This window comes from Paenibacillus apis, assembly GCF_018333295.1.
GTDB lineage: Bacteria > Bacillota > Bacilli > Paenibacillales > Paenibacillaceae > Fontibacillus > Fontibacillus antibioticophila.
The window spans coordinates 1-12,232 of the sequence record NZ_BORS01000005.1; the positions used below are offsets into that span (position 1 = coordinate 1).

At 49.5% G+C, this 12,232-nt stretch carries 6 protein-coding genes, 1 rRNA gene and 1 riboswitch; of the genes, 1 reads left to right on the forward strand and 6 read right to left on the reverse strand.

Translation table 11 applies throughout. The features are described from left to right. The 4 genes from KI362_RS08545 to KI362_RS08560 form a co-directional block, all read right to left on the reverse strand. Window positions 1-395: ribosomal RNA gene (locus tag KI362_RS08545) — 16S ribosomal RNA — on the reverse strand; the annotation flags it as partial. A 414-nt stretch (window positions 396-809) separates the two neighbouring features. Next, complete coding sequence (locus tag KI362_RS08550; protein ID WP_301626435.1) at window positions 810-2,279, reverse strand: ABC transporter substrate-binding protein; 1,470 nt, start codon at window positions 2,277-2,279, stop codon at window positions 810-812. Window positions 2,280-2,822: 543 nt separating this feature from the next. Then, window positions 2,823-4,322, reverse strand: coding sequence for an ABC transporter substrate-binding protein (locus tag KI362_RS08555; protein WP_301626436.1), 1,500 nt, complete (start codon window positions 4,320-4,322; stop codon window positions 2,823-2,825). 292 nt (window positions 4,323-4,614) lie between these two features. Further along, window positions 4,615-5,976, reverse strand: a complete 1,362-nt coding sequence (locus KI362_RS08560; protein ID WP_301626438.1) for a radical SAM/SPASM domain-containing protein — start codon at window positions 5,974-5,976, stop codon at window positions 4,615-4,617. Between the two features lie 251 nt (window positions 5,977-6,227). Here KI362_RS08560 and metE point away from each other — a divergent pair, with 251 nt between their 5' ends. After that, a complete protein-coding gene (gene metE, locus KI362_RS08565) occupies window positions 6,228-8,498 on the forward strand; it encodes a 5-methyltetrahydropteroyltriglutamate--homocysteine S-methyltransferase (protein WP_301626440.1) in 2,271 nt (756 codons plus the stop codon). A 20-nt stretch (window positions 8,499-8,518) separates the two neighbouring features. Here metE and KI362_RS08570 read toward each other — a convergent pair whose 3' ends face one another. Then, complete coding sequence (locus tag KI362_RS08570) at window positions 8,519-9,460, reverse strand: LysR family transcriptional regulator (protein ID WP_044480928.1); 942 nt, start codon at window positions 9,458-9,460, stop codon at window positions 8,519-8,521. A 359-nt stretch (window positions 9,461-9,819) separates the two neighbouring features. Then, a riboswitch (cobalamin riboswitch) is annotated at window positions 9,820-10,024 on the reverse strand. A gap of 16 nt (window positions 10,025-10,040) precedes the next feature. Then, window positions 10,041-12,053 carry an NAD-dependent DNA ligase LigA gene (ligA, locus tag KI362_RS08575; protein WP_301626444.1) on the reverse strand — a complete coding sequence of 671 codons (2,013 nt, stop codon included), beginning with the start codon at window positions 12,051-12,053 and terminating at the stop codon, window positions 10,041-10,043. Window positions 12,054-12,232 lie beyond the last annotated feature (179 nt).

Below are 12,232 nucleotides of genomic sequence, written 5' to 3' on the forward strand. Positions count from 1 at the left end.
ACTTGCGTCCATTGCGGAAGATTCCCTACTGCTGCCTCCCGTAGGAGTCTGGGCCGTGTCTCAGTCCCAGTGTGGCCGTTCACCCTCTCAGGTCGGCTACGCATCGTCGCCTTGGTGAGCCGTTACCCCACCAACTAGCTAATGCGCCGCAGGCCCATCCGTAAGTGACAGATTGCTCCGCCTTTCATTACCTCCCCATGCGGCAAGGTAAATTATCCGGTATTAGCTACCGTTTCCGGTAGTTATCCCAGTCTTACGGGCAGGTTGCCTACGTGTTACTCACCCGTCCGCCGCTAACTTTCAGGAGTGCAAGCACTCCATTAAGTCCGCTCGACTTGCATGTATTAGGCACGCCGCCAGCGTTCGTCCTGAGCCAGGATCAAACTCTCCATTAAGATGCGACGGATGTCGCGTCACCCGTTCGGAAGGCATCGTTCTCGTTAGAGCCGATCCTTCCGGACGATTAGGTGTTTGACTTGCTCATTTCAAAACTGACGATATAAAATCGTTTATTTATTGACGTGTTCCATCTGTTCAGTTTTCAAAGAACTTGCTTACAATATTCGACTCATCCATTACTCAGATCAGATTTTGTCGAACAGTTACTTATTATATTTACCTCGCTTCGATATGTCAAGATGTTTTTTCTCCCATCTTGTCCGGCAGGATGCCGTCCGAAGCGACAAATAATAATTTACCACGTAAGCAATAGGATTACAATAAGTAAATGCTTCCAACGTAAAGGACGCAAAAATGGACCATAAGGAGAAGTACAGCGCTTCTAATCATGGTCCATTCAGCTAATAAGTTTATTCTTCTTCTGTTGAATCTGCAGGCATGATAATGCTCATACCGCCTCCGGAGCTGCTGCTCGACTCCGCGCCATTGGAATCGGTATCTTCTTTTCCTTTATTGGCCTCCTGATCTTTAATGGCCTTATCCAAGATAACCTGTCCTTCCTGCTCCATCGCCTGCAAGGCTTCCTCAACCGATTTCTTCTTCTCCTGCACCAACTTCAATTGTTCCTCTTGAACCGTATAGAACTGCATGTAGAAGTCATTCGGTATCTTGCTCATTCGCTCATAAGATGCGCTTTGATCCAGCTTGGGCTTAAGTGCGTAGAAGGCCTCAAGACTGTGTCCATCGTACTCCTTTAAATATCCCATGCGTGACAGAAGTCCACTATTGAGCGTTCTGGACTTGACCTTCGCATATTCTTCTCCATTAATGAACTTAATGAAGTCCCAGGCTGCATCCGCATTCGGCGAATCGGCCCGGATTGCAAAAATATCGCTGAAGAAGATATTACGGGAGATCTCAGGGTCTGCAGGATCTGCCGGACCAGCCACGATACCAATCTCGAATGGTGTGTAATCCTTCATGTAGGAGCCGGACTCTTTCAAATTCTGCAAGGTATATGGATCGCCAATTGTCATGGCCATTCTGCCCATCAGGAACAATTGACTCTTGTAATACTCCTCCATCGAACCGCCGGTAAACCCGCCATCCTCAGGAATGTACACACTGCCGGATTCCAGCGCATCAAATGCGAGCTTGTAGACTCTTTTCCAGGCATCCGTATTCAGAGTCACCTTCATAGTATCCGGGTTCACCTGATTAAGTCCCTCTGTAGAGGAGATCATACTCACCAGGTTCGAGAAGTTCATGCCGTACTGCGCACCGTAGCCATATACTCTTGAATCCGCATCTCCATCAGTTGGAAATCGGCGAGCCAGATCGAGAATTTCCTGCCAGGTAATATTATTTTGCGGCGGATCAATACCGTATTTGTTGAACAGATCCACATTATAGAACAACGCTTGTCCATGGAAGGTCGGACTTAATCCGTATAATTTACCGGCTCCTTTTTCCTTCAGCATTTCAATTAATGCAGGATAAATCGTCTCGGTATCATACTTGTCGCGCGTAATGAATGAATCCAACTCCATCAACTTTCCGTCAGAGACCATTCTTTCATAGTTGCTGGAATCGACCATAACCACATCGGGCTTCTGCTCTTCAATAAAATCTAATGTCGCCTGATACCGGTCTTCGATAACTGCGCCACCGCTATACATACTATTTGTGCTGACTACTTCAATATCTACATCATCATATCTCATCGAGAACAAATCACCATATTGTTGAAAGAAATACCCTTCGTCCCAAAACATAACCTTCAAGCTCCGTCGTACATCCGACTGTTTCGCAGGGGCTGGACCGCACCCGGCCAGCAGCACTAAGACGCCGCAAATTACCGCAATAGTCAGCTTCCGCATGCGGCTTCTATTCTTTCGTTCATAAAACATAGTAAACATAATACCTCCGATCATTCTAGAAAATATAGTTCAGTTTCTCTCTCCTATGTAGCTGGATAACAAAGCTGGAATATACGTTCTGCTCCCCCTTCTTTTTTTACAGTCTCTTTGGTTATACGTATAAAGCCCCCGTCTAGTTACAATATATCATCTATTATTTTCCAATAAAATAATTTCTCTGGAAAGTAGGATAGGAGGCTCATTAGTTAAGTACGCTATCCCTTTGCCGGCAACAAGCTTTACTCTGTGTTTCGGATTTTTTTTCCACACCACATCTGTGAGACCTCCCGGGGTAAGAACGATAACTTCCTCCTCATTCATCTGCCACATCTACATGATGAGATTCGAGCAGTATGGGACATACCGGGCGCACCTAAAAAAAGAGGCTAGCCTTAGTCATGACCTTGGCTAACCTCCTTTGAAGTTGCTATTTAGCGTCGGCCCCAGGCGCGAATCGCGTAGGGGTCTATGTTATATTCGTTATCCATCTATAGATGGTAAGAGCTACTCTACCGTCACACTAACCTCATCTGCTGTATTATCCGCTGTGCCGGATTCTGCGCCGCTCTCGCCAGATGTGGCTGCATCGTCAGCTTCGCCGGCTGTGCTGCCGTCATCAGAGCCTTTTTCCGCCACCTCGTCCTTAATTGCCTTATTCAGTAAAGCCTGCGACTCGTCCTCAATGGTCTGGAGGGCTTCTTCAATAGACTTCTTCTTGTCTTGAGCCAGTTGGATCTCTCGGGTCAGAATGCCGTAGTATTCCATATGAAATGCTTCCGGAATTTTGGTGTAATCCTCACTACTATCACTATTGAGACTTGGCTTCAGCTTATAAAATACATCCAGGTTTAACCCATTGTACTCCTTGCTGACATTCATTCGAGATAACAGACCGCCGTTCATCGTTCTGGACTTGACCTTGGCAAATTTCTCGCTATTAACGAATTTGATAAATTCCCAAGCCGCATCCGCGTTAGGAGAGTTGGCCCGAATGCCAAAGATATCGTTGAAGAAAATATTCCGCGATGTCTCCGGGTCCGCCGGATCCACAGGTCCTGCTACAGCCCCAAGTTGGAACGGCTTATAATCATTAACCCGATCCTGTACGTCCTTGAGGTTTTGAAGCATATACGGGCCTTCTACTGTCATGGCCATGCGCCCCATCAAGAACAGTTGACTCTTGTAATAATCCTCCATAGATCCCCCCTGGAACCCATTATCGCCTGGGTTATAGATGGCCTGAGAGTCTATCGCATCCATAGCCAGCTTATAGACTTGCTTCCAGGAATCCGTGTTCAGCGTAACTTGCATGGTGTCTGTATTGATATACTTCAAGCCTTGTGTAGCGGCTATGTTGGAAGCCAGTTGCTCCATCGTCATGCCGTAATTCGTACCGAAGCCATATACCCGGGTGTCCGCGTCTCCATCGGTAGGAAAGCGCCGAGCCGTATCAAGAATCTCCTGCCAGGTCATCCCGTCATGCGGTACTTCGATGCCATATTTGGCGAACAAGTCAGAATTGTAGTAAATGACATTGCCATAGAAGGTTGGAGCTAAGCCATACAGCTTGCCGCCCCCCTTGTCCTTGAGGATTTCCATAAGAGCAGGATAAATGGACTGGGTATCATACTTATCCCGTTCGATCAGCGTATCCATCTCTGCCAGCTTGCCTTCGGAAGCCATCCTCTCATAGGTCTCCGTATTTAACATAACGACATCAGGCTGTTCTTTCTCTATGAATTCCTCCAAAGCTTTATTATAGTCCACTATGCCATCCTGATTGTCGCGATAGATGCGGTTTGTGCTGACAACCTCAATCTCGATGTTCGGCTTCTCCATCGCAAATAAATCGCCATATTGCTGGAAGAAGTACCCCTCATCCGAAAACATAACCTTTAAGCTGGATGTCTGCTCTGCTTCTGGTGCAGGACGGCTGGTACAGCCCGCAAGCACAGCAGACGCCAACACAACCATGAGCCCTTTATTCAACCATGATCCCTTCATCTTTACCTCCAAAATATAGATATTTTAGTAGAGTTCTCTATGGATAGAACGAATCAAAGAAGTAATAGTTTCTTTATCTAGAAAAAATCCGACCCAAAACAGCTCTTAAGAACTGTACAGATCGGATTAAGGCAGGCATTCAAAGATGGAAATTTAGCTCAAATTGCCTGGGACTGACTTAGTCAGACGTCCGGTTTTGACAAGAGCCGGTTGGGCTGCGGGACGAATTACTTTCATGCTGATCACCTCCTTATCTAGATCAAGTGTGTGCCTGGATTCATGCGGCTGCCCATCAGCCTAAAGTTCGGGCAAATTCCTCTTCCTGCTGCGATTGCAGCCAGATGGTCCGGAGTGTTTTTTTGATCTGCCGTTTCTCATAAGAGCATGGCCGCTGACCGGTACGCATTCGATATAACGGACAATGGTTGCCCTGACAGGCAGGGCGGAAAAAGCACGCCTGACACTTCTCATCCGTCTCCTCACCCGATGTTGTCCAGAGGGCCAGCTTGTCATAATCGATCTCAAGTGTTCCATCCTGATGGATATGCCCAAGTCGATTGTCGTCCTGTTCCATAGCCACAGAGCATTTGTACAATACTCCGTCCGAGCCGATCACCAATGAATTGGGCTTGGCCGCATAGCATACAGCTCCTGTGGGCAGCAAAGTATCCGAGATGAAGCTGCTGACCGTAAGCCCCTCTGCAATCGCCCGTTCATTGAATTCCCAAATCTTGATGTCCTTAGTCCGGTCGTCGCATACAGGCAAATTCAGGTCATTCTCTCCCCCCATACAGCCGACTGGACGGAAATACACCTTGAACCGGGGATCATCTCCAAACCATTCCTTAAGCATGGGAATGAAGCGTTCTACAGCATCCAGATTACTATTGTCAAAGTTAACGCGAATATTAATTTCAAACGGACGATCCACTTCTTTAAGTGTTAATAGGTTCTGGAGGATCGTATCAAATGTCCCTCCGCCCCCATGAAGCCCGCGACGGCTGTCGTGCACCTGCGCTTCGCCATCCAGGGTGACCATAAACCGCTCCACGTGCAAATCCAGCATTTGTTCGAAGCGCTCTTTGGTTAAATAATAGCCGTTCGTGGACATTTCTGCCCCATATACGGCTCCATTAGCCTCACAGGAGTTCATAAAGGAACGCGACAGGCGTTCAATCACATGGGGAGCCAACAGAGGTTCTCCGCCATGCCAGCTAATGGTCAAACGATTCAGGGTTCTTGCCCGTTCTTTCATATAAGCCTCCAGACCTTCGATAACCTCGGGGCGCATGGTAGCTCGCGGAAAGTTCTCATAACAGTAAGTGCAGCGAAAATTGCACGCCTCCGTCACAAGCAGGACCAAATGCATCGTATCCTGTGCATGCATCGATTGGTGAAGGAATGTAGCGCGGCGTTCTTCGTCCACGGTTGTCTCAACCAGGAACCCGTGCTCTATCAAACTCGCGTACAGTGGGGGAGCCGGGTCCGGTGCCGGCATTCCAGGCCGCAGCCATTCCAGAACCTGTGTCCGTTCTTCAGGAGAAAAGGAAGCGATCGCTCCAGTATAGCTGTTGTACAGCACTACTCCTCCTGCATCTTCTCCGCTCTGCGCATTAAAACGCGACGGTTTCCACTGTATTGCGTGCTGATTCATTATGCATTCCATCTTTCATATCAGTGTGGTTCATGATTGCCGGAAAGACTGCGCCTTCCCCAAACCCTTACCTATCATGAAAGGAACCCCGCGGAAATTTCAATGACATGTATCACTTTTAAGTAAGGGCGTATCATTGCAATACTGGACCATAGAAAAAAGCTATGCCAGGGCATAGCTTTTTTATGTTTCCCGATAGCAGCTTCCGCACTCTATACTAAAACCAACTATTCAGCAAGGAGCTGTTACCATTGAAAACATCCATTATCGGTTATCCACGAGTCGGCGCGCTCAGAGAGCTTAAATTTGCATCCGAAAAATACTTCAAAGGCGTGCTTCCCGTCGAAGAACTGCAGCAGACGGCGGCTCAGCTTAGATCGGCGCACTGGAAGCTTCAGCAGGAGAACGGCGTCGATTTCATTCCGTCCAACGATTTTTCCTTCTACGACGGACTGCTCGACACGGCTTGCTTGCTTGGAATCATTCCGCAAAGATACCAAGCGCTCGGCCTAAGCCCGCTGGAGACATACTTTGCAATGGCGAGAGGCTATCAAGGCGACAAAGGCGACGTTAAAGCGCTGGCGATGAAAAAATGGTTCAACACGAACTATCACTATATGGTGCCCGAAATCGACGATGCGACAAGCATCCGTTTGACCGGATCGAAGCTGTTCGACGAATTTACGGAAGCAAAGCAGCTTGGCATCGCAACCAAGCCTGTGCTGATCGGACCATTCACTCTGCTCAAGCTTGCGAGATTCACAGGCTCGAAGAACGCAAAAGATTTCGTGCCTGCGGTAATCGAGGCTTATACGGCTATCCTGAACCAATTGAACACGCTTGGCGCAGCATGGTTTCAACTGGATGAGCCTGCATTGGTAACGGATTTGACTGCGGAAGATATCGCGCTGTTCACGGAGCTTTATAAGGGGATCTTATCCGCCAAAGGCAGCGTAAAGGTTGTCTTGCAAACGTATTTTGGAGACATTCGCGACTGCTATCAGGCGCTTCAAGCGCTGCCGTTCGACGGAATCGGCATCGACTTCGTCGAGGGCAAGCAGTCTTTGGACCTCGTGAGCAAGCATGGCTTCGCAAGCGACAAGGTACTGTTCGCTGGTGTAATCAACGGCAAGAACATCTGGAAGAACCAATACAAGCAGACAATTGCCCTCGTTCGCGAGATCGGCAAGTATGCAAGCCAAGTCGTGCTCGGCACTTCATGCTCGCTGCTTCATGTCCCATACACGATTAAGCACGAAAAGAAACTGCCGGAGCAAAATAAGCAATATTTCGCGTTCGCGGAGGAAAAGCTGCGCGAGCTTGCAGAGCTCAAGTCGATCCTGGAGCAGGCGAGCCCTGAAGCCTCCGCTTTTTATACGGAGAATGAGAAGCTCTTCAGTGCATCGCGCCTCTCAAACGACAACTCGGTACAGAAGAGAGTGGCGGAATTGACGGAGGCCGACTTCACGAGACTTCCCGACTTCGCCGAGCGAGAAGCAATTCAGAAAGCAAAATTCAAGCTGCCGCCGCTACCTACGACGACGATTGGCTCGTTCCCGCAGACGGCTGATGTCCGCGCAAATCGTGCAGCCTTTAAGAAAGGCAACATCACTGAGCAACAATATAAGCAATTCAACTTTGACCGGATCGCAGAATGTATTGCACAGCAGGAAAAAATCGGAATTGACGTCCTTGTTCATGGCGAATACGAGCGCAACGACATGGTCGAATACTTTGGCGAATGCTTAGATGGCTTTATCTTCACGGAGAATGCCTGGGTACAGTCTTACGGAACACGCTGCGTAAAACCGCCGATCGTATGGGGCGACATTAGCCGCAGCAAGCCGATTACTGTAGAATATTCAGCGTTCGCGAAGAGCCTTACTAACAAGCTGGTCAAAGGCATGCTGACGGGTCCGGTGACGATCCTGAACTGGTCGTTCCCTCGCGAAGATATCAGCCTGAAGGAAAGCGCTCTTCAGATCGGTCTTGCGATTCGTGACGAAGTGCTCGATCTCGAAGCCAACGGCATCGAGATGATCCAGATCGACGAAGCCGCATTAAGAGAAAAGCTTCCATTGCGTCATTCAGACTGGCAGAGCGAATACTTGAGCTGGGCGATTCCCGCCTTCAGACTTGTGCACAGCGGTGTTAAACCCGAAACGCAAATTCATACTCATATGTGCTACAGCCAGTTCAGCGACATCATTCGCGATATCGATGCGATGGACGCCGATGTCATTACGTTCGAAGCGTCGCGCTCGGATCTTGCTATCATCGATGCGATTAACGAATGCGGCTTCCGTACTGAAGTCGGCCCCGGCGTATACGACATCCATTCGCCTCGGATTCCTAGCGTCGACGAGCTTAAACAAGGGCTAAGCCGCATGCTCGACAAGATCGAAGTCTCCAAGCTATGGGTGAACCCGGACTGCGGACTTAAAACTCGCGGTGTTACGGAAACGTGGGCCAGCCTGGAGAACCTTGTCCAAGCAGCCAAAGAAGTAAGAGCAACCCTGTAAGAGCAAGCAAGAGGATGGGCTCAGGCGAGCTCATCCTCTTGGTTTATAATCGGATATCCGAAGTCTGTAATGACGGTTTTGAGCTTCGTCACATAGGCGGCAGCCAGCTGGCTCAAGCTTGCCTTCTGATTGACGATGTATCCTACCTGTATACTCTCGTCCGTACGAAGCCTTACGGATTTGATTTGCTCTCCGTTAAGATCCTTATTCAGTACACCCGAGCTAATGGTATAGCCATTGAGTCCGATCAGCAGGTTGAATAGGGTAGCGCGGTCACTGACCAGTATTTTCTTCTTGTACGATCTTGTGCTGAGTATTTCCTCCGCGAAGTAAAAGGAATTATATTCGCCTTGCTCAAAAGCCAAGCACGGGTAGTCGTCCAATTCTTCGATGTCCAGCAGCGACTTGGAGGCAAGCGGATGCCCCTCGCTGATAAATACATGCGCTTCCGCTTGGAACAGCGGATGAAACCGCAGGTCCTTGTCTTTTAATATCTTCTGAATCACCTTACGGTTGAATTCGCTCATATAGATGATCCCGAGCTCGCTTTTCATATTCCGGACGTCTTCGATAATCTCATGGGTACGTGTCTCGCGCAGCGTGCACTCGTACTCGTCCACGTCAAGCTCCTTCAGCAGTCCAACGAAAGCCTGCACAGAAAAAGCGTAATGCTGAGTTGAGATCGAGAACAGCTTCTTTGAGGGTTTACGATTCATGTACCGCTGCTCAAGAAGCTCGGCTTGCTCCACGACTTGCCTAGCGTAGGATAGAAACTCCGCTCCATCGCTCGATAGCACGATTCCTTTGGACGATCGAAGAAAAATCTCAATACCGGCCTCCGCCTCGATTTCTTTCACCGCGTTGGACAAGCTCGGCTGCGAAATATACAACCGTTTTGCCGCTTCGCTTATCGTACCGCAATTCACGATGGTCAGAATATATTTCAACTGCTGCAAGGTCATTGGAATCCCCCTCCGCTTACTTGAACTAATGATTATGCACACGAGGCAACGTGTAAAGTGTTCTTACGACCGCTGTTGTTCGCGGATTTCTTGATTGAATTAACTCATCATAGAGTAGAAATCCGCTCGCAAAGGCGAACGCTGACGAGCCTATGCTCCCGAAGCAGCTTTCTTTCAGAAAACTTTTACTACAGAACACTTTACACTTATGCCTTTTTTGTGCAGTTATTTAGTTCAACTAATATAGTTCTAACAATTACAAAAGACGTCCTCCCTTTGAAACAGCCATAGGGAAAGACGCCTTCATAATAGCGCATTATGACGGTGCATCTAACACTTCCCTATCTACCGTAGGTACAGCAGTGCTGTCAGAACAGGCAGGTCTCCTGGCTCCGGAATCGCCACTCGGCAGCGGCCTTCCCGATCCATGCAGATCAGTGGCTGATTAAGCTGCCTGCTCCTCCGTTACAGTGGCGGGACCGCGTCGGTATTGCACCGACCTTCCCTTTTAAGTCAGAACGGCAAGCAGCTCGCCGATCCGACACCTGTTCTCCATGATGTGATTTGTACAAAAATAATTTTAGTTATCGTTCAGCAGCCGGATAAATTCATTCTCATCCTCGATGACGGGAATGCCTAGTTCCTGCGCCTTTGTCAGCTTGCTGCCTGCCTTTTCGCCAGCAATCACGAGGTCCGTCTTCTTGGAGACGCTCCCCGTCACCTTGGCGCCCAGCGCTTCAAGCCGGGCCGTTGCTTCATCGCGGCCAAGCTGGTGCAGTGTACCGGTAAGGACAACGGTTTTGCCGGAGAAGAAAGAGTCGGTTACCGCGGCCGCCGCCTGAGGCTCCTTAGGGGACACCCCCAGCTCCAGCATTTTTTGAATTCCCGCCTGATTGAATGGATCCGCGAAGAAGGACACGATGCTCTCAGCGACAATACCGCCGATATCCGGCAAGGATACCAGCTCCTCTTCCGTAGCCGCCATGACCGCAGCCAGGCTCCGGAAATGATCCGCAAGCACCTTGGTGGTTGACTTGCCGGTATTCGGAATGCCCAGTGCATACAGGAAGGAGGACAAGTCGCGCCCCTTGCTCTGCTCGATGGCAGCCAGCAGATTATTGGCTTTCTTTTCCCCAAATCGGTCAAGCTTGATTAAGTCCTCGAAGGTAAGGGTGTACAAGTCTGCGGCTTCATGAACCTGAAGCTCGTCATGGAGCTGCTCTGCGGTCTTCTCGCTGAAGGTCTCAATGTCCATGGCGTCCCGGGATGCGAAATGCGTAATCCGGCTGACGATTTGCGGCTTGCAATCCAGACTGTTATTGCAGAACAGGTGAGCTCCGCGCTGCTCCAAAGGAAACCCGCAAGCAGGGCAGCTTTCCGGATAAATGATTTCTTGCCCATCCTGCTCCCCTGTTACCTTACCGAGAATTTCAGGGATCACGTCGTTGGAGCGGCGAATAAAGACGCGTGTGCCCAGCGCGAACTTCAAGTTTTTCCGTTCGATATCGCCGATATTGTTAAGGGTGCAATTCTGCACGGTTACTCCTGCCAGCTCTACGGCTTCGACCTTGGCGAGCGGGGTGATTTTGCCGGTGCGGCCGACGTTCCAGGTGACAGATTCAAGCACGGTCGTCGTCTCTTCCGCCTCAAATTTGAACGCGACAGCCCAGCGCGGGAATTTATCGGTATAGCCAAGCACCTCGCGGGTACGCATATCGGTCAGCTTGATGACAGCCCCGTCTATCAGATAGTCCAGGCCGGAGCGCGTCTCCACAATGCTGTGCAGGGTGTCCATCACACTGCTGAAGTCATCATGGTAGCTCACATAAGGATTGACCTTAAAGCGATTATCCCGCAAAAAGCTCATCATCTCTTGATGATTGGCAAATTCAATCCCGTCCGAATACCCCACATTATAGAAAAAGGCGCTCAGCTTCCGCTCGGCTGTCGTCCGCGGATTCAGGTTCCGCAGTGCGCCAGCCGCTGCATTCCGCGCATTCTTGAGCGGTTCGGCAGCAGTCTCGTTATATTTGGCCAGCACCGACAGATTCATAATCCCTTCACCCTGTACTTCAATGGTTCCGTCCTGATAAGGGATCGACAAGGGTACGGATTTGATCGTCTTGACTTGGGCCAGAATGCCTTCGCCGACAACACCATTGCCTCGTGTGGAGGCCTGAACAAGCTTGCCGTCTGTATAGGTCAGGTTCAAGGTCAAGCCGTCAAACTTCAGTTCTATGGCATAGGAAGGAGCGGGCAGAGAATTCTCCGGATGCTTGGTATTATAATCCTGAATCAGCCGCTGAACACGGCCGTTCCATAGCAGCAGTTGCTCTTCATTCTGCGCCTTATCCAGACTCCAAAGAGGCGCCAGGTGCCGATGCGGCTTGAATCCATCCAGAAGCTCTCCCCCTACGCGCAGCGTGGGAGAATCCGGGAGCTGGACCCCGGTCTGTGCCTCCAGAGCGGTCAGTTCATCGTACAGCCGGTCATACTCCTTGTCACTGACAAGAGGCTGATCGAGCGTATAGTAGTGATAGTTGTACTGATTCAGCTGCTCGATAAGCTGCTCCATTTTGTTCATTGGATCCATCCCGGAACCACTCCTCCTTCAATTTATATAAGTTGAACTAAAGATTGTACACTGGAGGCAACGTGTGAAGTGTTCTTACGATCGCTGTTGTTCACGGATTTCTTTGACTGGACGAAGGTATCATAGAGTAGAAATCCGTTCACAAAGGCGAACGCTAACGCTTTATGCTTCCGAAGCAG

What these genes read in the sequence shown, in the direction of transcription:
- KI362_RS08550 (WP_301626435.1), bottom strand. Translation starts at nt 2,279, where the DNA reads ATGCGGAAGCTGACTATTGCGGTAATTTGCGGCGTCTTAGTGCTGCTG.
- KI362_RS08570 (WP_044480928.1), bottom strand. Translation starts at nt 9,460, where the DNA reads ATGACCTTGCAGCAGTTGAAATATATTCTGACCATCGTGAATTGCGGT.
- ligA (WP_301626444.1), bottom strand. Translation starts at nt 12,053, where the DNA reads ATGGATCCAATGAACAAAATGGAGCAGCTTATCGAGCAGCTGAATCAG.
- KI362_RS08555 (WP_301626436.1), bottom strand. Translation starts at nt 4,322, where the DNA reads ATGAAGGGATCATGGTTGAATAAAGGGCTCATGGTTGTGTTGGCGTCT.
- KI362_RS08560 (WP_301626438.1), bottom strand. Translation starts at nt 5,976, where the DNA reads ATGAATCAGCACGCAATACAGTGGAAACCGTCGCGTTTTAATGCGCAG.